The organism is Owenweeksia hongkongensis DSM 17368 (assembly GCF_000236705.1).
GTDB classification, from domain to species: domain Bacteria; phylum Bacteroidota; class Bacteroidia; order Flavobacteriales; family Schleiferiaceae; genus Owenweeksia; species Owenweeksia hongkongensis.
Genome location: NC_016599.1, coordinates 707,769 through 730,059 on the forward strand (window position 1 = coordinate 707,769; position 22,291 = coordinate 730,059).

The window sequence follows — 22,291 nt, forward strand, 5'->3', positions numbered from 1 at the left end:
AAAAGACGTTTTCAAATTTCATAAAATATTACCTTCAACCCTCCAAAAACCAACAAACAAATGAACCGCATTTTGCCTTCTATCCAAAAGACAATTGTACTGTCAGGTATTATAGTTTTTGTGGCAGCTTGTTCACAAAAAACAGCTCCTGCTTCCAAAGTCGAAAAGCCGTATGATGGCCCAAAAGTGACATATAATGAGCATATTGCCCCACTTATGGAGCGTAGTTGTTCTCCTTGTCACTATCCATCCAAAAATGGTAGAAAGCAACCTTTTGACACGTATACCTCTGTGAAAGAAAGGCATGATGATATCCTATATCGAGTTCAGCTACCCTCCAATAATTTTAGGCACATGCCTTACATGAATGAAAACCCAAGTCTGACTGCTGAAGAAATACAAATGTTGAAAAACTGGGCACACGGAGGTTTTTTAGAAAGTTAATTGAACTATATAAGCGCAGTAGGCTTTAAGAAACTTAGAAATCCTTAGCTTCCATTTTTTACAAACTACAAAGCCATGAATCACATCTTTCACTCTATTAGCAAGATTATAGTGCTAGGTAGTGTCGTCTTCTTTGTAGTTACATGTTCACAATACACAGCCTTTGCGGCAAAAGCTAAAGAGCCGTTCGATAGCACCAAAGTGACTTATAAAGCAGACATTGCTCCTATTATGGAGCGCAGTTGTGCCCCTTGCCACTTTCCTAAAAAAGATGGAAAGAAGAAACCTTTGGACACTTATACTACTGTAAAAGGCAAAATCGAAAAAATACTGGACCGCGTTCAATTGCCGCCAGACCATAGAAAACACATGCCCTATAAAAATGCAACACCAGGTTTTTCTGCTGAAGAAATTCAAATGCTGAAGAACTGGGCGCGTGACGGTTTTATAGAAAGTTAATCTAAGGTCTATTCATGCGCATCCCTACTGTAAAACTTCGCATCTTTGCAGCCTCAAAGAGACATTATGGAATTAGGTAAATACAATAAACTCACTGCTGCCCGCTACACTAGCGTTGGACTTTTTTTGGAAGATACTGAAGGAGAGTCGATTCTTCTTCCCATGAAATGGGTGCCAAAAGACGTGCAAGAAGGTGATGAAGTGGAGGTATTTATTTACCTCGATTCTGAAGAACGCCCCATTGCTACTACCATGAAGCCTGCTGCTCAGGTTGGAGAATTTGCTTATTTGCAAGTAAAACAAACCACAAGCATGGGCGCCTTTTTAGATTGGGGTTTGCAAAAAGATTTGTTCGTTCCCTTTATTGAGCAAGAAGGCCGAATGCAAGCCAATCACTGGTATACAGTGTATTTGTACATCGATCCGCTAACCGATCGTATCACCGCCTCCGCGCGAATTGAAAATTTTCTGGAAAAGGAAAACGTTGAATTGCAGCCAAATCAAGAAGTTGATCTTTTGGTGGCCAGCCAATCCCCTTTGGGTTACAATGTGATTATCAATCAAAAGTACATGGGGCTTGTGTATGAAAATGAGGTATTTAAAAACCTAAAACTTGGTGATAAGCCAAAAGGCTACATTAAGCAAATACGCGAAGACAATAAGATTGACGTAAGTCTGCAGAAGCAAGGCTACGGTAATGTAGAGCCCAATACTCAGGTTATTTTGGATAAATTGAAAAGTGCAGATGGCTTTTTACCTCTAAATGACAAAAGCTCTCCAGAAGAAATCACTGCTCAACTTGAAATGAGCAAGAAAACTTTCAAAAAAGCAATTGGTGGTTTGTATCGCGAAAAGCAGATTACAATTGAAGACGATGGAATAAGATTGGTTTAATCCTTTTTATCCAAAAGATTTTCAGTGGCCGTAATGGCTTCTCCCACGGTTAGCATTTTTTCCGCTGTTTCGTCATCTATTTCAATGTCGAAATGCTCTTCCATATCCAGAATAATATCTACCAAGTGAGCAGAGTTTATCTGTAAATCCTGTAGCATATCCGTTTCCGGAGAAAGGTTTTCAAAGGCCTCCTCGTTTTGCACGTAAGGCTTGATTATAGTTTTTAGTTGAGCCTCTATTTCTGAGCGCGTCATGCACGGTATTTTTTAAAAATGATACAGGAATTCACATCGCCAAAGCCGAAGCTCGACTTAGCAATAATAGTATTTTCCTGCTGTATTAATTCATGTGGAATACAGGATTCATCAATTAATTCAAGGATTTTTGGGTGAACCTCCTCACAATTGATGGAAGGGTGAGCATAATTTCCTGCAAGCTGCAGCACACAAGCCACAGATTCTATGCTTCCTGCTGCACTCAGGCAATGGCCAGTCATTGATTTTAAGGAATTCACTCTTGGAAATTTCTTTCCGGAAAGCCTCAAAGCTGTGCTCCAATTTTCTATTTCAGGAACATCACCCATTGTAGAAGTAAGGTGGCCAGAGATAAGGTCAATTTCATGAGGTTCAATTTTAGAATCCCTCAAAGCACCTTCAATGCACTTTTGTATGCCCATAGAGTTTGGTGCCGTCATAGTGCCTCCTCCCCTTTGCCCGCCTGAGTTTACAAAGCCTCCGGCTATTTCACCATATATTTTTGCACCTCTCGCTTTCGCTGAATCGAGTGACTCCAGAACCAGTGCTCCTGCTCCACTGCCTGGCACAAATCCCGAGGCATCGGCAGCCATTGGTCGTGAAGCTGCTTTTGGATTTTCATTGCTTTTATAATTCAGAACACGCATCGCATCAAAGCCTCCCCACACGTGTGGGCTGTCGGCATCGCAACTCCCTGCTAACATAATCTGAGCTTTGCCGTCTCTTATGCGCTCATAGGCCATTAAAATGGACTCTGTGCCAGTGCTGCATGCCGAAGCATTGGTAGTTACCTGGTTTCCCAAACCCAACTTCCCGGCAAGGAAAGCACTAATAGCGCTGGGCATAGTTTGTTCCACCATGGTAGTTCCAAGTTTGCGCACCTTCAAGTCATCGGTTCTGTAAATGGCATCACGCAAGGTATTGATGCCGCTTATCCCGGATCCGAAAACTGTTCCATATTCCCATTTGGGCTCGGCATCGCTTTCCGCAAAAGTTAGGTCAGCGTCTTTCCAAGCTTCCAATCCAGCTAATATTCCATAAATCACACCTTTAGCCGAAAGGCGCTTTAGCTCAAGTTCCGTAAAGCTGGCAGATAGTAATTCGTCTGTAATCTTTGGTACCCCTCCAACCTGGCATCTAAAGTTGAGTTCCTCCAGTTCGGAAATAAACTCAATCCCAGACTGGCCAGCCTTTATAGCTTTCTCAAAATCAGGAATGCCAACACCATTTGGCGCTACCACGCCAAGGCCTGTTATTACTACTCTATTTTTATGCTTTTCCAAATTCTTGGTTTAACTTTTTGTGATTATTCCACTCAGTTCTCCGCTACAAACCCGCTCACCTGCTTCATTGTACATTTCTACCCGGCATTTTAGTTTGCCCAATCGCCAGTACTTTTTGGTGGAAATTACTTTTACTTTTTCTCCAGGGTATACTGCTTTTTCAAACAAGACCTTGGATTCTGAGAATACAAATGCGGTTTGTCCTTCGTTTTCAGCCTTCAATACAGTTCGGCTTGATGCCGGACCACTCTGGCTGACATTTTGCCCAATGAGGAAAACACCTAAACACACAAGTCCAATTTGAGCCATGCATTCCGTAAGAATAACACCGGGTGTTACCGGATGGTTTTCAAAGTGACCTTGATAGAAATATTCGTCTTTTTTGAAAGTATAAAAACCTTCGCAGCCTTGCTCATCAACATGAGTCAATTCATCCACAAAAAGAAAAGGATGCGCGTAAGGAAGTTGTTGAACTATAGTTTTAAGTAAACTCATTAACTAATTGATTCACCACCATCTACTGGTATTATTGCACCATTAATCCATTGTGCTTCCTTTAGCGAAAGCATGTAGACCACGTTGGCCACATCTTCGGGTAAAGTAAGCCTCCCAAAAGGGCTTCGTTGAATAGCTTGATTTACCAAATAACTACTCCCTGGAATCATTCTCAGCGAAGGGGTATCGGTTATTCCAGGTTGTAAAATATTAGAACGGATACCATAAGGTGCTAGCTCCAGAGCCATGTTTCGTGAAATAGCTTCGAGCATGGCCTTAGCGGAAGATACAGCCGCATAGTTTCTCCAGGCTTTTCTACCACCTTCGCTTGTAAGCGCCACACAAGATGCTTGTGCATCAAAACAGCCATTGTCCAGCAGTGCCTTGGCCCAATTGTAATAACTCACCGCCATTGCCTGTGCTGTAAGTAAAAAGTCATCTTCTTTCAAAAAGTTTGATTCTCCACGAAATGCACCTTGCAAACCCGCTGGCAACATATCAGAGTTAAGAATGGGCGCCATCAGTTTTAAGTTTCCTTTTGCAATGGAGTGTAAAAGCAGCTTTATAGAAACGCCTCTTTCCTTTAGTTCGCTTACTATTTCGGTCACAACCCCCACTTTCAAGGCATCCTTGTTAAAAGTCAGACATTCTACACCAAGTTCTTTTATAGCTTGAAATTCCTTTTCGGCTATAGCTTCATCCGCCTTTCGCGCTCTATACACGATGCATAGATTGACACCTTCGGCAGCCATCTTTTTAGCTGTAGCCAAACCAATACCGGAGCTTCCGCCTAATATTAAAACCCAATTTCTCACAACTTTTAACTTTTAACCTTAAACTTTTTACCTGCTACTCCCATTCCAACAAAACTCTCTGAGCCGAAAACCCAGGGCCGAAACTCAACATCAATCCCTTCTCACCAGCAGGTATTTCTTTATTGAGATACTCTTCCAAAACATAGAGCACTGTTGCGCTACTCATGTTCCCATAAATGCGAAGGACTTCTTTTGTAATGTTAATATTCTTACCCATATCATGCAGCAAGTCTTCCACCATTTTTACAATTTTCTTTCCGCCTGGGTGAAATATAAAATGCTCCAAATCCTTTATTTCAAGCTGGTTTCTCTCTAAAAACGGAAGCAAAATATCATCAAAATGCTCTTGTATTTTCTCTGGCACCGAAGGGTCTAGAACCATTTGTAATCCGCCATTGGTAAGGTTGAAGCCCATCATGTGTAGCTCATCAAAAAAATGATACATGCCCGTATCTTTTATCACCGGCAGCACTTTATCATCACTAGGGCCCAGAATTGTTGCCGCCACTCCATCTCCAAAAATTGCGGCACTCACCATATTCGTCATGGAGAAATCATCCAGCTGAAAGGTAGATGTTGGCGACTCTAAAGCCACAATTGCCGCCCGTTTCCCAGGATTCGACTTCAATAAATCATGTGCATAAATAAGCGCTGAAACACCGGCAGCACAGCCCATTTCGGTAATTGGCATGCGTACCACATCTTGTTTCATTTTAAGGCTATTAATAAGGAATGCATCTACCGAAGGAATCATAATACCCGTGCAGCTTGTAGTGATAATGAAATCAATATCGGTGGGTTGTAGCTCTGCTTTATCCAAAGCTTTTTGGAGTGCAAGCTCCGCCAGCTTGGTCATTTCTATTGCATAATGCTTATTCTTTTCCTCAAATGAAGTTTTGGTAAACACATCTTCCAAATCCATGATGCTGTACCTTCGATCTACCTGAGCGTACTTAAAAATGCGCAAAACTTTATCCCGAAACCTCTTGGGTTGCTCTGCTAACCACGCTTCTACTACCGGTAAAATTTCTTCAGTTGTTTTAGTGTGTGGCGGCAAAGCCTTGGCTGTTGCTAATATTTTAGTAGTGGGGTTAGTATTCAATGGGATTTGAGTTTTGTCTTTTTATGTTTAAACTTCAATATACGATAACACGGTAGCGAAAGGCCCAACACCATTCTATAGTGTAGGTTTTTATTTCAGCTCTTTCCATGATCCTTTTCCAATCTGCTCTGGTAAAGGCTTTTTTAATGGATAAAAGCCCGTCATGCCTACTAATCCTTGAGAAGCGCAAAAGTTTAGAGGTCAGCCTAAATAAGTGATACGCTAAGCTAGACCGCTGCAAATCATTGATTAAAATAACAGCACCCTGCGCATTACAGTTTTTGATAATCCTCAAAATTTCATCATCCTCAAAATGGTGCAAAAACAAATTGAACAGATAAATGTCAGCCTTACTTTCTTCAAATTCCTTGGAAAAAATATTTTGAATCTTGTATTCAATGTCTGGTGTAACCAATGATTCTTGCCTTGAAAAAGCGATGGCGTGTGAATTAGCATCAACACCTGTTAGTTTTATTTTAAAACTTTGATTTTTAAATACATGATAAGCTTCACGTAAAGTATCACCTCCACCGCAACCTACATCTACAACATGCCAATTTTGCTGTTCAGGCTTTTGCTTAAAAATGGCTTTTAAACCATTCATTACTACGGAATAACCACCTAAGTAAGTATTTACAGATTTTAGCTCACGAAGGTTTTCAGAAAGTTCATTTCCTTGTAAATCAAAATCATCTAAAATTTCCTTCTCGTTACTTCTGTAAGCTAAATTCATTTTACTTGAATTAGTATTAAAGCACTTCTTTACCATGCGAAAGCTGGACAGCCTTATTCAAAAGCCCAGGAAACTTGCTTAGCACGTTTACTCCTAAATTAGAAAGAACGGGCTTACCAAACATCCCTTGAACAGCTTTTCCAAAGTTTAACCTAAAATCAAAAGCTTGACCCCACTCCTGCTCATATCTATTTTCCATTTCCTTGCGGGAAATACGCTGTTGCAAGAATGCATCAACCACACCTGAGCAAATTTTTGCCGAATGAATAGCAATGGCCATCCCATTTCCGCATAGCGGATGGATTAAGCCTGCGGCATCACCGCTCATCAACACATGGTTCTCAACACTTTTCTTGGCCATAAAGTTGACCTGACTTATCACTAGTGGTTCAAATACGGACTCTGCATTTTCTAAAAACCTTTTAAGGTGTGGGTTTTGAGAAAGATGCTTTTCTTCAATATCCTGTATACTGCCGTATTGCTTAAAAACCTTTGTGGTAGTTAGGTAACAAAGGTTTACATGGTTGTTTTCTACACGGGAAAGCCCACAGTAGCCACCTACAAAATTGTGAAGTGCCACGAGGTCTTCAGGGAAATCAACTTTAAAATGATGCTTCACGCCTACATAATCTGTTTTCTGATTAAAGAATTCCCGTCCCAGTTTTTTATCCAAAACAGAACGTTTGCCAAAAGCTCCAATAACTACTCGTGCAATGAAAGTTTCACCATTCATAAGGGTCACGGTAAACTCATCATTCTCAAAAGAAACATCATTTACAGTGGTGTTTAGCATAAACCTAACACCCAACTCACTGGCTCTTTCAAAAAGAAAATTATCAAATGCATATCGGCTTATACCAAAACCGCCCATTTTCATGCTACAGGAGGCTATTTTACCGGAAAGTGAGGAAATCTCAAAGCGATTGATACTCTTAGGTTGTAAAGTCTCTGGAAATGCACCAAGCCTTTGTAGGTAAGGTTTTACTTCATTAGAAACATACTCTCCACAAACTTTATGAAATGGGTATTCTTTCTTCTCAATTAACATCACTTCATAGCCTCGCAATCGCAAATCAATAGCGTTTGTAAGGCCAGCAAGGCCACCACCAATGATTAATATATCCGGACTAGTTTGAATGTTTAACAGTATTACATTTCACAGCTATAAAGAAATAATATTTTTGTTGGCTAAATGTTTTTAATGCGCAATTCTCAACTTCTACTTCTCTCTCTGCTCATAAGCCTTAATATGTTTGGCCAAGGGTTTACGGCTAACCTCAGTAAATTGGAAATATCCGCGCCTCTCACCTTTAGTATTGATAGTGTGATTTACGCCAGAGAAAACAAGGAAATACTAGGTTATATCGCCAATAAAAAAACCAAATATTACTCTACCGTATTTCCCTCTGAACCTGTCAGCATAGCTATAAAAAGAGCCTTTGGTAAAAGTAAAGGGGAGGAAAAACTCATTTTACGCATAAATAAATTGTTTGTTTACCAAACTCTACAAGATGATAGTCGGTTTTACAATATTGACTTGAACGTTAGTTTTATTTCCAGAATGGATAATAAATACATGGAACGTTTTACCTCTGCTCAAACCTTAAAGTTTAGAGCAAACTATGGAAACAGATATGTGGTATCTACCATTGGAGAGCTTTTGGATGGTGCATTTGCAGAGTATCAAAACCTTAAGAAAGAAGGAGAGCTAAGAGACAAAGAAATTCCTCAAAGTGAAGTAATTCGCAAAAAGGATCTCACACCACCTAAAAAGATAAATGCCACTGGCAAACGTGGGCTTTATTACAACGTATACGACCTTAGGGATGGAATTATGGATACGGTAACCCAATTCAGCTTTGAGCCAACTAAAACAAAGGATAATGAACCTGCGGAAGGTAAATTGAAATTGAACCAAAAAAGTGCTTCTTGGAAAGATGTCTACGCTTTTTCAGATGGCAATGATATTTACCTACAAGTTGGTCGAAAATATTTTCAATTAACGGATAGTGCGGGATATTTTTGGCTTGACTTTTACCCTGGCTATACCCAATCAGAAAGCTATAGTGGAGGCATGGTGGTAAGTGGTATAGTTGGAGGTTTAATAGGCGTAGGTATTTATGCGCTGGCTGCTACTTTCCCCAAAGGCCACGATGCATATTATTTAGATTTTGAAAGAGGAACTGTAGTTCCGATTAGTTATTTGGACACAGAGAAAATGGCGAGTCTCACCTACTTTTACGGCAGCAGTTTTTTGGATGATTCTGACACTTTATTAGTTACCATCAATAGCAGCGTTCCATTTAAGCTTGGAAAAAATCAATTTGTGGTGGTTGAATCCGATTACAAATGTGAGCCTATTGAATGCTGCATTATTGGTATTAATGAAAATACTTGTAAAACGGTCACTCCTATTCTTTTTAAACCTCAAGTGTTTCGCTGCACTAAGCGGAGAACTGATAAGTATAGAATTGACAATGTGCAGGGAAGCGAAAGAGCGGGTATAATTCATACTATACAATCTGGAGAAGCAGATGAAATTTTGGTTGAATAAATGATGACGAAATCTATTCAGGAACTATCTGCTCCAATTCATCCTCTCCCACGGCATTCTTAAAAAAAACCATCAACTGTTTCATTTGCTCCTGAGCTTTTCTTTTTCCGGCAATAGCGGCAAAGTAAAATACTAGAAACACTACCGCACCAATTGGGATCAACCATAAAAAGAAAGTACCCTTTCCCAAACTAAACTGAGAATATCCCAAAACAATTCCTGCAAGTACAGCTAAACCGGCAACGGTATAAATAAACATAAACATAGTCCAGATGGAAGCTTCGGGCCCTATGAGTAAGCGTATTGTTGTTTTTTCCTCAGCTCCTTTTTCAAGATTTACATCTAAAGTTGGGCTCCAAAAATGACGGTGTATTGCAGGAAATGAAATGATAAGATGATGACTTACTGAGCGATATTGTAGGCTGAAAATATTGAGATGATCATCCTTTAAAGCAGTTTTTAGCCTCTCTCTGACTTCATCAATGCTAAGTTGAGATGAAAATTTATAGCGTGGTCTCAGGGCGGTTTCATTCATAGGATTAATGTAGAAAAATTTTAAATGAACTTTATTTACAGGTTAGGCATCATAAGATGTTGTTTAAAAGATTTTTTTGAAAAAATTATATATTGCCTAACTAAACAATTACTTAACAACGCGAATCTCTACTCAAACCTTAGCCCTTCTATAGCTGAAGCTACTTTTCTTGTAGTTACACTTAATTTAATTATACCGTCATTTTTCCAAATGCAGATGGGTTAAAGAAAGTTTGGGGATTTTGCAATCGTGACCTGAGAAACCTTTACATCATGAAACAAGCATTACTATTTACACTAATCATTTTCGGTTTATTTAACTCCCATATCCAAGCTCAATGCCGATACGACTCAAAAGTTCAAGAATTCAGAAACAAGGCTAATAATGCCGGAACCAAAGAAAGTAGCAACGGTTCTCAAGGCTATTTTCAATATGCCAATTATTACGAACAAATGTGTTGGTGCGAGAGCGAGCTATCTGACGCTGACATGGAGAGGCTTGTAGCCACAATAAATGGATGTGTTCAAATTGTAAACTCCCAATATTCAAGCTTGGCAGGAAAGTTACCCACCATGACGAAAGCAAAGTGCAAAGGGATGTCAAAAAGTAGCAGCACTAACAATAGCACCAATTCTAATTCTCAAAGCCCTTCTCTACAACAAGATATGATGCAGTTGATGAATAACTTTAACAATGCCATGTCACTAAAGCGTCAAGGTGAGGCTATGGCTCATGCTTTTGCCAATGAGGTTAAACGCTTTGGAGAATTAGGCACTGCCTCCAACCCACAAGAGCTCCTGAATAATTTCAACCACAACATGTCTCAGATCTCAGAATTGCAAGCACAAAACAAGATAGATAACTTAAATCAAATTGGTAATACAGCAGTAAGTGCACTTAACGATTTAAATTCCGGAAATACTGATGGGGCACTACTGAGTGCTGCTGCATATCTCGATCAACGAGAAGCTCAAAAGGAAGCTCAACGCGAAGCTGAGTATCAAAAGCAAAAACTTATTCAGCAGCATAAAGAAAAGATGTCTCAGTTTTACTGGAAGGCAGTAGAGTTAAATGATCAAAGTATTAATGCCTACTACAGAAATGCTGCTTTTACTTTTTCAAAAAATGAAGAAAACTACAACCTCGCCTATGTAGCCCACCATCAGTGTTTTGCTGATTATATGAAGAATAATTTCAGCTACAGTAATACGTTGTGGACACAAAACAACTGCGCAAAACCACAGGAAACATTTTCTCTTGAAAACAACCTTATCCCACTGGATGTGCAGTATATCAATACCGCAAAGCGCAAATACCAACTTTATACAAGCACTGGCAGCACCTACTTCAAGGAAGCTGCGGTGCGTTTTGCAGGCTCCGCTGTAGATGAAAAACCTTCCGCTGAGTACTTCTACTTAATGGGACATTATGCTGGTATTGACGACCCCATTGTAGCCTTTACAGCTTTTGAAACTGCCAAAGAAATGGATGCAGGCATGTTTAATTCAACTGAAAAGTATGAGGAGTATATGGGGGTTAAGCTACGTCTCTCCTATTTATTAAAGGAGGCGATTGATAATAATGATGTGAACTATTTAAAAATCGCTACCGCTGCTAGTCTTCACAAAACAATCGATGTATATGGTATGCCTGCCATTGCATATGCAATTCAGCAAGACAATCCTGATGCCGTACAGCTCTTTTTAAATGACTATATCAAAGATCAAACACAATATAAAGTGAAAGTTCAAGTGCGTGAAACCATGATCATTGCTGCTATCAATAACTCAGAAGCTACGTTACAACGCTTTGTAGAAATGGACTTTTCTGTAGATTATAAAATAAAGAGCCAGACACCATTTGAGGCTGCACGAAAAGCTCAGGCAAATGATGCAGCAATTCTTATCGCAATAAACTCCAAACACACCACTAAATATCAAACACAAATTATTGATGCAGCAGCTGAAGCTCACGACTACATTACTCTGCGCAAGCTACAGCGAAAAACCTCCAGTACGGAGCATAGCCAGCGTATTACAAACCTCATGACTGATTTTGATGAAAAAGCTTATGCAAAAGCCTCTGAAATAAACACCAAAGAATCATACGAATACTACATTTCTAACTTTCCTCTTGGAAAATACCTGAATGATGCCAGATCTAGAATTTCAAAGATCGAAGAGACCCGTAGTTACAATCTAGTTGTAGAATATAAATCTATTGATAGAGCTAAGGAATTTCTTCAGAACTATCCAGAAAGCAAATATGCAAAGGAAGTTCAGCTATTATTATTCGACCAACTGTATGAACAAGGAAATTCTGAATATGCCAGTAAGGAGACTTTTAAAGCGAAGAGCAGTTATAAGGCAGCTTACGAATTAAAAGAGGCTGTTGAAAATGAACGGCCTAAGGAACTGAGAAACCTAAAATCACAAATTAATACTCTCAACTCTCATGTGGCTCTGCACTTTGAGTTTGACAGTAACGGAGGTTTTGGATTTGGAACTATTGGCTTAAAAACCAAAGGAGTCGGTTTTTATTGGACTGGCAGTTTAAACGTTCCTTACGCGTTTAGTGAAATACCCATTTATATCTTAGATGAGGATAATGTTCTCAAAAAAGATGCTGGTGGCCCTGAAAACAGCTTCATCATTTTGGACAAAACAGAAAGTATTCGCAGTGCAATCTGGTTAGGGTTATCATTAGGTGCAACCTACAAAATTGCCAAACCACTATGGCTATCAGCAGGTGTAGGTGTGGGAGCCTATGGTCAAGTGGATAGCTATACCTTTAAGGAAGCCAATAATCCATCGGATTTACCCACAGCAGAAGTGCAAACACAAGAGGTTCATAACAAAGTTGAATCGGGCGCTGTAGTATATTTTGAAGCTGGTGCTTACTTCCGGATTACCAAAGGTTTGTTTCTCAAAGGTGGAGTAACTACCTCTTCCAAAATGACGTTTGTACAATTTGGTATTGCAACATCTATTTTCAAGTACTAGCACCGCTAATTACCTCTAGCTATGACCAAGCATCTTATAATCGCTATTTGCCTAATAGCCAACTTCACCCATGCCCAAGAGTTAACTGACAAAGAAATCCTCAGGAAAATGCAAGCCAAAGAAATCATTTGGGGTGAATTTTACGGTACCGAGGTAGCTTTGGTAAAAATGAAAAGCACCAAAAAGTGGGGTATGTACGAAGTAGATAGGTACATGTATGAAGAAAATCTGCAGTATAAAGAAATCGTTCCTCCCCGATTTGATTCCATTGGTTGGTTTGAGGATAAACCTTTTGCCATAGTAAAGCGGAAAAAAAAGTATGGCATCCTTCTCAATCCACAAGAGATTTACGATGCGGCCACCAAAGTGAAATGTGACTACGATGATATTAAAGTAGTTGAAAAGGATTATGAATATTACCTTAAGGTAAAAGTGGATTCTAAATGGGGTCTGCTAGACTGGTTTGATGGAATATATGTCCTTGACCCTTCATTTGATTCTGCTGAAGATGTCCCACTTTTCAAAATTGACGATTGGAATCTAGATACTTATAAAAACGCCAAACAAACTCTGAATGCAGACATCGTGGTATTTGACAAAAACAATGGTGATGGTGTTTTTAAAGCCCGTTCTCGCGAAACACAAAAGTGGGGTCTATTTCAAAGTTTAAGCAGCGAGGCCATTGACGAGTTGATTCCCATGACCTATGATAGCCTCAGGTTTACTCCTGTTAACAATCCCTACACCATTGTCTATCAAAACGGAAAGCTTGGTGTATACCTTTCTAAATGGACTTTTGATGATGAGGCCAAACAAACGGTAGAATGTATATATGAGGATTACAAGCGTTATGATGCAGAAGGTAAACCCGCGTTGGCTGTAAAGAAAAATGGAAAATGGGGCTGGGTTGATTGGAAAACAGGAGAAGAAAAATCTGAATTTAGCTTTGATACACCTGAGGAATTACCCTTTCCCTTATACACACAGGATTATTGATTGATGTTTAAAACATCAATACCTCTACTACTCTATTCCAAAGAATACCCGTACTTTTGCAGCCTCAAAATTTAGGCTATGATTTCAGCAAACAATGTATCCCTTCAATTCGGCAAACGCGTTCTTTTTGACGAAGTTAACATCAAGTTTCATGGTGAAAGATGCTATGGATTAATTGGTGCCAACGGTGCCGGAAAATCTACTTTTCTAAAAATACTTAGTGGTGAGGTGAGCCCTACCACCGGTAATGTAGTATTGGAGCCAGGAAAAAGGATGGCCGTACTAAGTCAAAACCACGATGCTTTTGATGACCAAACTGTGCTAAACACAGTAATTATGGGGCACAAAGACCTTTGGAACCTGATGCAGGAAAAAGATGCCATTTACGCTAAGCCAGACTTTAGCGAAGAAGATGGTATCAAAGCTTCTGAGCTTGAAGAAAAGTTTGCTGAGATGGACGGCTGGAATGCTGAAAGTGATGCTGCTTCCCTACTTAGCGGCCTTGGAATTACCGAAGCTGACCACTACAAAATGATGGTAGACATGGAAGGTAGCATGAAGGTACGTGTGCTTTTGGCGCAGGCCCTTTTTGGTAATCCTGATGTACTTATTCTGGATGAGCCTACCAACGACCTGGATTTGAAAACCATTAGTTGGTTGGAAGATTTCCTAATGAACTTTAGAAATACAGTAATCGTAGTATCGCATGACCGTCACTTTTTGGACACTGTGTGTACCAACATTGCCGATATAGATTTCCAAAAAATACGCACCTACACGGGTAACTATACCTTTTGGTATGAAAGTAGCCAGCTAGCTTTGCGCCAGCGCTCAGCCGCCAACAAGAAAGCTGAAGATAAGCGTAAAGAACTTCAGGAATTTATTTCCCGCTTTAGCGCGAATGCCTCTAAAAGTAAGCAAGCAACCAGCCGTAAAAAGCTTTTGGAAAAAATCAACATTGACGAAATTCAGGCCAGTAGCCGTAGATATCCTGCTATTATATACAATCAGCAACGCGATGCTGGTGACCAAATTCTGGAAGTTGAAAACCTTAGCGCACACGCTGAAGATGGCTCTGTGCTTTTCAAAGATTTGAACTTTAAGGTAAACCGTGGCGATAAAATCACTTTCCTTAGTGATAACAGTTTGGCCATCACTACCCTATTCGAAATTTTGAATGGAAACCTTCAGCCGGATAGCGGAAGTTTTACTTACGGACAAACCATTACCACTTCTTATTTGCCCAATAACAACGCCCCGTTTTTTGATACCGATGACAACCTAATCGATTGGTTACGTCAATATTCTGAAAACAAGGACGAAGTTTATGTTCGTGGATTTTTGGGTAAGATGCTTTTCACTGGAGAAGAATCATTCAAATCTGCCAGAGTACTTTCTGGAGGTGAAAAAGTACGTTGTATGCTTTCTCGCATGATGCTAAAAGAAGGAAACGTATTGATGCTTGATGAGCCAACCAACCACTTGGATTTGGAATCCATTCAAGCTTTGAACAACGCTTTGAAAGACTTTAAAGGAACCATTCTATTTACATCTCATGACCACACTTTTACACAAACTGTAGCCAACCGTGTTATTGAATTTGGAGTAAATGGAACTTTGGATAAGTTGATGGATTATGATGATTACATCAGTGATGCTAAAATTCAGGAACAAAGAGAAGCTCTAAGCGGAAACTTGGTTTAATACTCTTTCTATAATAAGGAAAGGCCCAAAGCTGATTAGTCATCAGTTTTGGGCCTTTATCGTTTTGGCTAAGCCAAAATTATTTTAGACCACCTGAGATATTTTAACCTCTTGTCCATTGAAGGATATGCTGTCTCCCTCGGTTTTTCCCTCCAGCGCTTCGTAAATGGGGCTCTTAGTTGAAATGCCTGTAAATTTTTCACCCTCTACAGTAAATTCATGTTCAGGTACAGCCACCACAAAATTGCCGATACTAGTTTTCACAATGCATGACGGCCCTACTTTTTCCCTGTTTTTAAAGGATTTATAGTCTTCCAAAAAGTTAACCTCTTCCTTTAGATGATCAAGCGACTGACTTTCTGTACGCATTTCACGCATCATGTTTTCTGTCTGGCTTTCTATCATTTCACTTTTATCAAGATCAGCCTCATTTATACTTTCTAACTGATCTTGTTGATACTTACTTATTTTCTCAAACTCGGCCTTTTTCTGGCTCAAAAGAGCTTCGAAAACAGCATGTTTCAATTTCAATTTATCTGCACTCATTCTATATTCTTATTTGTTGATTCTAAATATTGAACCCTCAGAAACGGTATTTGTTTTTACAACAGCACTCAAATTCAGGTATTCATATTTTGGATTCACTCCGATTCATTCTAATATCAGTTCTTTGCTAGCTTAAAAACCGGTACATGAACAAAAAAGAGCTTTTTGAAAACCTCAATAGTATTCTTGAAAACAAGATCTCAATACTGAAAGAAGCATTTGCTGAAAAACGTGAAGATCTTTTAAGCGAAAGCAAAAGCACGGCTGGTGATAAGCATGAAACGGGCAGAGCTATGATTCAACTGGAGCAGGAAAAGTTAAGTTCTCAATTAGTTCAATTACAAAAGCAGCGCGATATGCTCATTAGGATAAATCCTAAAAAGCAATGTAATACTGTGCAAATGGGAGCTTTGGTAGAAACTGATAAAGGAGCCTATTTTATTTCCACAGGCTTAGGGCAAATTAAGCATGAGGGAAGCTTGATTTTTGCTATTGCTCCTACTTCTCCTGTGGCGCAAGCTATGCTTGGCAAATCTGTGAATGACACTTTTGAATTTAACTCAACTAAGCAAACCATTCACTCTATTGCGTAGGCTGGTATTGCATCAACATGCTTGGCAATCCTTTTACTTGATTTAAATCTAATTCTACCTCGTTTATGTCTTCTTCATTTTTTATAAATCCAACATGCACAATATGATCTTTCTGATCTTTTAGGTTTCTATCAAACTTGGCGGGGCAAATTATGATTTGAACACCTAATTCACGAAGCGATTCATCATACTGCGCAGGTGTAAAATAATACCAGTTGAAATTTTGGTTTACCACCAACCTTTTGCTAAAATGTCCTTTTAAGGGAAGTAAATCTACCAACAGTTTCACTTCGTCCAAAGGCTCTCTAGTTGTTGGCTTCAATACAAAAGGAAGTCCTAAATAATTTGGGTGGCGATTGATTAAAGGCAGGAAAAACCGTGTACCCAGCTTTATTGGAGCTACATAACCATTCACCACATTTATACTTCCAAAACTTACGGCCAAGTACACCAGGATATAACTGTTGTAAAGTAGGCCATCCTTGATAAAAGCATTAGCTGCCCCACTGCCATTTATCAGATATATCGCCACATAGCCGCCAAACATTATAAAGAGAAGCAGATTAAAAAGTCTGAACTTATTTCTATCGGCCTCTACCCTTTTAGTATCATCAAAATATTCTGAAATATTGATAAGATTATTTTTCATGATAGTAAAGATGTGAATGCTGGCTAGAAAAAACGCAATAGTAACCATAGGGTATTGGTAGCCTTCGCTGATTAGCCAAAAATCATAAAAGCCATGAGCAACACTAGCCAGCAAATAGCCGTAGAGCATCGCTACTAAAACGTTTTTCTTTTTATAACGTGCCATGGCCATGCTGTAGCAAATTATTCCGGTATCAAACATGTGGCTCACAGTGCTAATCATAGCTCTTCCGTTTAGCACAAAAAGGTCAGTATTTCTCAGATAAAGCGAATTCTCAACCGCAGCAAATCCTAAGGCACAAATGCCACCGTGAAGAATGTAATCGTATGATTCATTAATTGCTTTGGTAAGCTTTAGAATAATAAGGAACGGTAGAATTTTCACAAATTCCTCTATCATCCCAATATTTACAATACAATACTGCAGGTCGTTCCAAAAAGTACCATCCAAGCTATAAGTATGGGGATGCACCAAATCACCAATTGGAAACACTAAAAATGAGCTAGCTGCCGCTAAAATGAAGGTTAAAATAAGTGTTCCCACTTTTTCCTTCTCGTAGATGTCAAGCCACGAAAGATATGTGTACCAGATGAAGGATATGAGCAGCGAAAAGCCGATGGCGATTCCTAGTACTGTTTTTCGGTCTGAAGACAACGCAAACTCAGCACCAAGAATATGTGGAAGTATCAACAAAACGAGAAGCAGTGAAGAAACTATAACTCCGATACTAATAAATATTCCGCGCTTTTGAAGTCTTAGGGCTTTTACATTTCCCGTTGATTTGGCATCAGAATAATCCTGTAATCCAAGATATCCGAATAAGAGAAGTGCGCAGATTGCCAGTATAAGCATATATCGAGATTGGTTTTGTGATTATTGCTTCACAAAATTGAAAGTCTTGGATTTGCCACCACCAGAAATTGTAGCCGTTAAAACATCACCATCATACTGATATTCTATCTTCTTAGGAAAGTCGTTTTGTGGATTTCCACATATAAAACCACTTTTTGTGGATTTAACTATTTCAAAACTAACCGGCTCTTCATTACCAGGAACATCTGCAGTATAATGCATTACTCCATATATATTGGCTATTGAAAGCTCCTCCACAAAAGTGGTGTCACCATCTTTTAGGCTATATCCCATACCTTGATAAGTATCCTTGCCTAACTTTTCCCACACTTCAAATGTTTGCTCCGTTTCGGTATTATTTATTTCTGCCCAAGTTCCTACTAGCCAGTCAAAATTTGAATTATCAGGTTGTGGCTGCGCGGTAATATAGAATGAAAGCAATAGAGATAGATAAAGCATAGTAAGGGGTTTTAATGATTCGGCTAAAGATATAGTTTTCCTTTTCTCGCAAAAGTTTAGGCATAAAAAAACGGGCAAACTTCAGTGAAGCTTGCCCGTCATGCTTTATAAAAAGAGTGCTCTAAAAGCGCCCTTTACGGTTACCACCTCTTTGTGGTTTTCCTTTTCCACCACCGCGTTTTCCTCCAGAAGGACGTTTGCGCCCCTTGTCGTCATCACGGTTTACTCTGATATCTCTACCGTCATATTGCTTTTCATTAAGGCTAGCAATTTTTGCTGAAGCATCTTCGCTTACATCAAATAATGTATGACGCTGGTCTAAAGAAATACGTCCAACATCACGACTGGTAAGGCCTGTGTTATCACAAATAAAACGAAGAAGACCACCTTTATTAAGGTTATCCATAGTACCTAGATTGATAAAAAAGCGATGCATTCCTGCCTCTCTTCCATCTCTATCACGACCACCACGCTCTCCTCGTTCACCTCTATCACGTCTTCCTCTACCTCTATCATCACGGCCACCTCTATCATCTCTAGATGATGAACGGGATGTATCATTAAGATCACTGATTGAGTTTTTCTTGGTTACTCTATCAAGCTGTCCGCTAATGAATTTAGCAATGATTTCTTCGCGAGTAAAAGCTTGTAGAGCCATTTCTGCAGTTTGCATCATTTCAAACTCAAGCATTTTGCTGATCTCTTGGTTAGCCAATTTATCAGCCCAATGCGAAACTCTATTCTTTGCGATTTCAGCGATTTCAGGAATTAGCGCTTTTTCAAACTTAATTCCCAATTTGCTTTCTAGATATTTTACCCTACGCATATCACCTTTGGTGATTAGAGAAAGAGATACTCCTTTTTTACCAGCACGAGCGGTGCGACCACTTCGGTGTGTGTAATATTCGGGATCATCTGGCAATGCAAAATGTACTACGTGAGTAAGATTGTCTACATCAATACCACGAGCTGCCACGTCTGTAGCAATAAGCATTTGTAGTGTTCCGGCTCTAAATCTTCTCATTACAGCATCACGCTGTGCCTGCGAAAGATCACCGTGAAGAGGCTCAGCGGCATAACCACTTTCAACCAAATCTTCGGCTACTTTTTGCGCATCACGCTTGGTACGGGTAAAAACTACACCATACATGGCAGGGTCAAAATCCAAAAGCCTGCGAAGGGCTTCAGTTTTGTCTGATGCCTTAAGTACGGCATATTGATGTTCAATATTTGTATTTACAATGTTCCCCTGGTTTACTTTTACTTCAGCCGGGTTTACCATGTAATTTTTTACAATACGCTTAATTTCAGCTGGCATTGTAGCCGAAAAAAGCCATGTGATTTTTTCTTCAGGTGCTTGCGCCAAAATGTAATCCAAATCATCCTTGAATCCCATATTCAGCATTTCATCAGCTTCATCCAGAATGATATATTCAAGACTGGAAAGCTTTACAGCTCCACGTTTGGTGAGGTCAATCAATCGACCAGGAGTCGCCACAATAATTTGTGCCCCCCTCCTAACTTCTGACATTTGGCCGCTAATGCTGGCCCCGCCAAAAACACATACTATGTTTAGGCGTCCCAAGTGCTTAGAAAAGTCCGCTAACTGCTTTCCTATTTGCTGCGCCAATTCACGAGTAGGCGCCAAAATAAGGGCTTGTGTGCGTTTTTCTTCTACCTCAATAAGATCGATAAGCGGCAAACCAAATGCTGCTGTTTTTCCTGTGCCTGTTTGTGCAAGACCTATAAAGTCTTGAGGCTTAGAAAGTAACAACGGAATGGCTTGGCTTTGGATCTCGGTAGGGTTCTCAAATCCCATTTCACTAAGGGCTTTAAGAACAGGTGACGAAAGCCCTAAGGCTTCAAAATTCTTCAAATCTATTATCTTAAAATTGGGCGCGAAGATACCATTTGTTTTTTCAACTCTAACTATACTCCTCTTCATTTCAAGCATTAACTTTTTGATTTTCATAAAATTAATGTTTGGTATCGCACTTTTTCCTTTCAAAAAAATAGAGGAATTTGAAACTTAAAGACATATTCCTGCTTTGTATTTTAGCCAACAATATGGATTTTGAAAAGCTTTTAGAAGAGAGGTATTCCAAAGAAACAATTCACAGCATTGCAACTTTTTTGGTGGAACACCCTGAAAATCTGAACTCTTACCTTCAACTTATTGAAACTAGCGAAGCTGGAACATCACAGCGCGCGGCTTGGGCTCTAGGCCATGCAGGTGTAATGGATAAAACCCTCTTGATAGCCTATTTACCAAATCTCATTCGACTGTTGGAAAAACCGCGACACGACTCTGTGGCCCGAAACATTTATCGAATACTCCAGTTCTTAGATATTCCAGAAAATTTTGAAGGTATTATTTATGACTTATGCATTCGTGATTTACTTGATCCAAAGCAACCAATTGCTGTAAAATGCTTTGGGATGACTACTGCTTTTAATATTTGCAAAAAGCATGTAGAACTTCAGCCTGAGCTGAAAATTGTAATTGAGGAAAACTTAGAGGATGCGTCTGCTGGTTATAAATCCAGAGCTAGGAAGATATTGCCAAAGCTAAAGTCAGCGGAGTTCTAGAAATAAGCTGGCATCGCATCCTTATTCTTTTTGGTAAAAGTATAGCTAATGCCTGCTCCCACATGGTAATGCCCTACGTTTAGCAAACCTCCTGTATATACCAGGGAGCCGCCATTTTCAAACTCTACAGTGGGCTCATAAATAAAGGTGGGCATTATGGAAGCGGCAATCATTATTCCCCAATTGTCATCTGCTTTGTACTGCAAACTAGCATGAATATCAACTCCTAAAGTGCCGCCCTTTAGAGCATATTTATACCCAGCAGCATTAGTTTTGCTTTCGTAATTAAGGTAGCCTACAGATATTCCAGGGCGTAAATACATGAAGTCACCGAGTTTAATTCTGGCATTTAGCCTTGGTCCAAAAAAGCTCTGGTTCACTCCTTCCACCAAATCTCCATATAAATTGAGGGTATCTCCTTTAGGATCTACTACTAAAATATTTACGTCTTCTACCGTATGTGAAGTGGTTAAGCCTGCGAAAGTCAGACCTATTTCAAAATATTCTCCAAAGTGATATAAGGCCGAGAAGTCATATCTAATACCTTGGCTAATGGCTTTCAAGTGGTCATATTGCGTAGGAGATAATGAATCATCAGGCTGCTGAATGTTCCAGTATTTGCCAATTCTAGCTTCAAGTGTTACCACAGGCTTGTCATGCACTACCTTAAATAGCGACTTCTGCCCAAAGGAAGAGCCCGCAAATAAACATATCATAAATAACGTAAGGTGCTTACTCAAGACACTTTGTGTTTTGCCAAATATAACGGCTTAGATTTTTGAATATTAGAGCATTGACAATCAACTATCAACAATGTTATCAAGGTTTGCTGCGGCATCCGGTGCAATTAAAACCCCATATAAATGAAATATAGAATTACGCCTAAGTAGATTAACCAAAAGGGCCGAACCTCATTTGGATCTGATCCAAAAAGTGCTTTGGTAAGCTTGAACAAGAAATTGCGGTTCTTTTCCACCCAGCTATAAGCCTTGTCACTCAAGGATTGAAGCCATTTTTTATTTTCATACCAAGCATCTAGAAAACCCCATTTGCTACCATAGGTAAAGGTGCGATAGGCTGATCGGGGTCCGCTATATACACGCCCATCTGGTTCTATAAGTCTGCTGGCCTGTCTGAAGTGTACTTCGTCAATATCTTCAAATCTTTCAGAAGCCGTTTGATATGGCTCATAAATTACTTTGGTGCCAGTAAATTTAGACCAGCGTGTGGTCCAGTATTTACAAAAACCACACTCCCCATCCCAAACCATTATAGGTTTTGAATGAGGAGCGTATTTTGTTTTATCAATTTTTTGGAACAATAGTCTTTTGCT

23 protein-coding genes are annotated in these 22,291 nt (G+C 39.5%); 9 read left to right on the forward strand and 14 right to left on the reverse strand.

The window, feature by feature from the left end:
• Positions 1-60 precede the first annotated feature (60 nt).
• The 3 genes from OWEHO_RS03295 (at position 61) to OWEHO_RS03305 (ending at position 1,797) form a co-directional block, all read left to right on the forward strand.
• A complete protein-coding gene (locus OWEHO_RS03295) occupies positions 61-444 on the forward strand; it encodes a hypothetical protein (protein ID WP_014201040.1) in 384 nt (127 codons plus the stop codon).
• A 75-nt stretch (positions 445-519) separates the two neighbouring features.
• Positions 520-903: a hypothetical protein gene (locus tag OWEHO_RS03300; RefSeq protein WP_014201041.1), complete on the forward strand. Its 384-nt coding sequence runs from the start codon at positions 520-522 to the stop codon at positions 901-903.
• Positions 904-969: 66 nt separating this feature from the next.
• Positions 970-1,797 carry a CvfB family protein gene (locus tag OWEHO_RS03305; protein WP_014201042.1) on the forward strand — a complete coding sequence of 276 codons (828 nt, stop codon included), beginning with the start codon at positions 970-972 and terminating at the stop codon, positions 1,795-1,797.
• Here the strand turns inward: OWEHO_RS03305 and OWEHO_RS03310 are convergent.
• The 7 genes from OWEHO_RS03310 to OWEHO_RS03340 are packed head-to-tail and all read right to left on the reverse strand — an operon-like array spanning position 1,794 to position 7,629.
• Positions 1,794-2,051 carry an acyl carrier protein gene (locus tag OWEHO_RS03310; RefSeq protein ID WP_014201043.1) on the reverse strand — a complete coding sequence of 86 codons (258 nt, stop codon included), beginning with the start codon at positions 2,049-2,051 and terminating at the stop codon, positions 1,794-1,796. The two genes, OWEHO_RS03305 and OWEHO_RS03310, sit on opposite strands and share 4 nt — an antisense overlap.
• Positions 2,048-3,334: a beta-ketoacyl-[acyl-carrier-protein] synthase family protein gene (locus OWEHO_RS03315; RefSeq protein ID WP_014201044.1), complete on the reverse strand. Its 1,287-nt coding sequence runs from the start codon at positions 3,332-3,334 to the stop codon at positions 2,048-2,050. The genes OWEHO_RS03310 and OWEHO_RS03315 overlap by 4 nt, the downstream gene beginning before the upstream one ends.
• Before the next feature lie 9 nt (positions 3,335-3,343).
• Entirely contained in the window at positions 3,344-3,829 is a 486-nt protein-coding gene (locus tag OWEHO_RS03320) for a 3-hydroxyacyl-ACP dehydratase FabZ family protein (protein ID WP_014201045.1), read from the reverse strand.
• Positions 3,829-4,644, reverse strand: coding sequence for an SDR family oxidoreductase (locus OWEHO_RS03325; RefSeq protein ID WP_014201046.1), 816 nt, complete (start codon positions 4,642-4,644; stop codon positions 3,829-3,831). Before OWEHO_RS03325 ends, OWEHO_RS03320 begins: the two co-directional genes overlap by 1 nt.
• Positions 4,645-4,678: 34 nt before the next feature.
• Positions 4,679-5,746 (reverse strand): type III polyketide synthase, encoded by a 1,068-nt coding sequence (locus OWEHO_RS03330; protein WP_014201047.1) that lies wholly within the window; start codon positions 5,744-5,746, stop codon positions 4,679-4,681.
• A 34-nt stretch (positions 5,747-5,780) separates the two neighbouring features.
• Positions 5,781-6,479 (reverse strand): methyltransferase domain-containing protein, encoded by a 699-nt coding sequence (locus OWEHO_RS03335; protein ID WP_014201048.1) that lies wholly within the window; start codon positions 6,477-6,479, stop codon positions 5,781-5,783.
• Positions 6,480-6,495: 16 nt separating this feature from the next.
• Positions 6,496-7,629 carry an NAD(P)/FAD-dependent oxidoreductase gene (locus OWEHO_RS03340; protein ID WP_014201049.1) on the reverse strand — a complete coding sequence of 378 codons (1,134 nt, stop codon included), beginning with the start codon at positions 7,627-7,629 and terminating at the stop codon, positions 6,496-6,498.
• Between the two features lie 51 nt (positions 7,630-7,680).
• On the opposite strand from OWEHO_RS03340, the gene OWEHO_RS03345 reads away from it, so the two are divergent.
• Positions 7,681-9,033, forward strand: a complete 1,353-nt coding sequence (locus OWEHO_RS03345) for a hypothetical protein (protein ID WP_014201050.1) — start codon at positions 7,681-7,683, stop codon at positions 9,031-9,033.
• Positions 9,034-9,046: 13 nt separating this feature from the next.
• Here OWEHO_RS03345 and OWEHO_RS03350 read toward each other — a convergent pair whose 3' ends face one another.
• Positions 9,047-9,568, reverse strand: a complete 522-nt coding sequence (locus OWEHO_RS03350) for a hypothetical protein (protein WP_014201051.1) — start codon at positions 9,566-9,568, stop codon at positions 9,047-9,049.
• A 272-nt stretch (positions 9,569-9,840) separates the two neighbouring features.
• Between OWEHO_RS03350 and OWEHO_RS03355 the strand changes: the two genes are divergently transcribed.
• The 3 genes from OWEHO_RS03355 to OWEHO_RS03365 all read left to right on the forward strand — a co-directional run bounded on the left by OWEHO_RS03355 (position 9,841) and on the right by OWEHO_RS03365 (position 15,270).
• Positions 9,841-12,570: an outer membrane protein assembly factor BamD gene (locus OWEHO_RS03355; protein WP_014201053.1), complete on the forward strand. Its 2,730-nt coding sequence runs from the start codon at positions 9,841-9,843 to the stop codon at positions 12,568-12,570.
• 21 nt (positions 12,571-12,591) lie between these two features.
• On the forward strand, positions 12,592-13,566 hold the full coding sequence (locus tag OWEHO_RS03360; RefSeq protein WP_014201054.1) for a WG repeat-containing protein: 975 nt from the start codon (positions 12,592-12,594) through the stop codon (positions 13,564-13,566).
• Positions 13,567-13,644: 78 nt separating this feature from the next.
• Positions 13,645-15,270 (forward strand): ABC-F family ATP-binding cassette domain-containing protein, encoded by a 1,626-nt coding sequence (locus OWEHO_RS03365; protein WP_014201055.1) that lies wholly within the window; start codon positions 13,645-13,647, stop codon positions 15,268-15,270.
• A gap of 84 nt (positions 15,271-15,354) precedes the next feature.
• On the opposite strand, the gene OWEHO_RS17765 is transcribed toward OWEHO_RS03365, so the two are convergent.
• Positions 15,355-15,816 (reverse strand): hypothetical protein, encoded by a 462-nt coding sequence (locus OWEHO_RS17765; RefSeq protein WP_014201056.1) that lies wholly within the window; start codon positions 15,814-15,816, stop codon positions 15,355-15,357.
• Between the two features lie 146 nt (positions 15,817-15,962).
• Here OWEHO_RS17765 and OWEHO_RS03375 point away from each other — a divergent pair, with 146 nt between their 5' ends.
• Positions 15,963-16,409 carry a GreA/GreB family elongation factor gene (locus OWEHO_RS03375; RefSeq protein WP_014201057.1) on the forward strand — a complete coding sequence of 149 codons (447 nt, stop codon included), beginning with the start codon at positions 15,963-15,965 and terminating at the stop codon, positions 16,407-16,409.
• Here the strand turns inward: OWEHO_RS03375 and OWEHO_RS03380 are convergent.
• The 3 genes from OWEHO_RS03380 to OWEHO_RS03390 all read right to left on the reverse strand — a co-directional run bounded on the left by OWEHO_RS03380 (position 16,399) and on the right by OWEHO_RS03390 (position 20,341).
• Positions 16,399-17,910: a PrsW family intramembrane metalloprotease gene (locus OWEHO_RS03380; protein ID WP_014201058.1), complete on the reverse strand. Its 1,512-nt coding sequence runs from the start codon at positions 17,908-17,910 to the stop codon at positions 16,399-16,401. The genes OWEHO_RS03375 and OWEHO_RS03380 overlap by 11 nt on opposite strands.
• Before the next feature lie 21 nt (positions 17,911-17,931).
• On the reverse strand, positions 17,932-18,369 hold the full coding sequence (locus OWEHO_RS03385; protein ID WP_014201059.1) for a DUF6265 family protein: 438 nt from the start codon (positions 18,367-18,369) through the stop codon (positions 17,932-17,934).
• A 121-nt stretch (positions 18,370-18,490) separates the two neighbouring features.
• Positions 18,491-20,341 (reverse strand): DEAD/DEAH box helicase, encoded by a 1,851-nt coding sequence (locus tag OWEHO_RS03390; RefSeq protein WP_143764494.1) that lies wholly within the window; start codon positions 20,339-20,341, stop codon positions 18,491-18,493.
• Between the two features lie 50 nt (positions 20,342-20,391).
• Between OWEHO_RS03390 and OWEHO_RS03395 the strand changes: the two genes are divergently transcribed.
• On the forward strand, positions 20,392-20,958 hold the full coding sequence (locus OWEHO_RS03395; protein ID WP_014201061.1) for a hypothetical protein: 567 nt from the start codon (positions 20,392-20,394) through the stop codon (positions 20,956-20,958).
• Here the strand turns inward: OWEHO_RS03395 and OWEHO_RS03400 are convergent.
• Together OWEHO_RS03400 and OWEHO_RS17770 are read right to left on the reverse strand one after the other, a co-directional pair.
• Positions 20,955-21,698, reverse strand: coding sequence for a hypothetical protein (locus OWEHO_RS03400; protein WP_014201062.1), 744 nt, complete (start codon positions 21,696-21,698; stop codon positions 20,955-20,957). The two genes, OWEHO_RS03395 and OWEHO_RS03400, sit on opposite strands and share 4 nt — an antisense overlap.
• A gap of 107 nt (positions 21,699-21,805) precedes the next feature.
• Positions 21,806-22,279 (reverse strand): thiol-disulfide oxidoreductase DCC family protein, encoded by a 474-nt coding sequence (locus OWEHO_RS17770; RefSeq protein ID WP_143764497.1) that lies wholly within the window; start codon positions 22,277-22,279, stop codon positions 21,806-21,808.
• Positions 22,280-22,291 lie beyond the last annotated feature (12 nt).

Bases quoted from the DNA above. Each gene is read 5' to 3' on its own strand.
- OWEHO_RS03295 (WP_014201040.1), top strand. From the start codon at position 61: ATGAACCGCATTTTGCCTTCTATCCAAAAGACAATTGTACTGTCAGGT.
- OWEHO_RS03300 (WP_014201041.1), top strand. From the start codon at position 520: ATGAATCACATCTTTCACTCTATTAGCAAGATTATAGTGCTAGGTAGT.
- OWEHO_RS03305 (WP_014201042.1), top strand. From the start codon at position 970: ATGGAATTAGGTAAATACAATAAACTCACTGCTGCCCGCTACACTAGC.
- OWEHO_RS03310 (WP_014201043.1), bottom strand. From the start codon at position 2,051: ATGACGCGCTCAGAAATAGAGGCTCAACTAAAAACTATAATCAAGCCT.
- OWEHO_RS03320 (WP_014201045.1), bottom strand. From the start codon at position 3,829: ATGAGTTTACTTAAAACTATAGTTCAACAACTTCCTTACGCGCATCCT.
- OWEHO_RS03335 (WP_014201048.1), bottom strand. From the start codon at position 6,479: ATGAATTTAGCTTACAGAAGTAACGAGAAGGAAATTTTAGATGATTTT.
- OWEHO_RS03345 (WP_014201050.1), top strand. From the start codon at position 7,681: ATGCGCAATTCTCAACTTCTACTTCTCTCTCTGCTCATAAGCCTTAAT.
- OWEHO_RS03350 (WP_014201051.1), bottom strand. From the start codon at position 9,568: ATGAATGAAACCGCCCTGAGACCACGCTATAAATTTTCATCTCAACTT.
- OWEHO_RS03355 (WP_014201053.1), top strand. From the start codon at position 9,841: ATGAAACAAGCATTACTATTTACACTAATCATTTTCGGTTTATTTAAC.
- OWEHO_RS03360 (WP_014201054.1), top strand. From the start codon at position 12,592: ATGACCAAGCATCTTATAATCGCTATTTGCCTAATAGCCAACTTCACC.
- OWEHO_RS03365 (WP_014201055.1), top strand. From the start codon at position 13,645: ATGATTTCAGCAAACAATGTATCCCTTCAATTCGGCAAACGCGTTCTT.
- OWEHO_RS17765 (WP_014201056.1), bottom strand. From the start codon at position 15,816: ATGAGTGCAGATAAATTGAAATTGAAACATGCTGTTTTCGAAGCTCTT.
- OWEHO_RS03375 (WP_014201057.1), top strand. From the start codon at position 15,963: ATGAACAAAAAAGAGCTTTTTGAAAACCTCAATAGTATTCTTGAAAAC.
- OWEHO_RS03380 (WP_014201058.1), bottom strand. From the start codon at position 17,910: ATGCTTATACTGGCAATCTGCGCACTTCTCTTATTCGGATATCTTGGA.
- OWEHO_RS03385 (WP_014201059.1), bottom strand. From the start codon at position 18,369: ATGCTTTATCTATCTCTATTGCTTTCATTCTATATTACCGCGCAGCCA.
- OWEHO_RS03390 (WP_143764494.1), bottom strand. From the start codon at position 20,341: ATGAAAATCAAAAAGTTAATGCTTGAAATGAAGAGGAGTATAGTTAGA.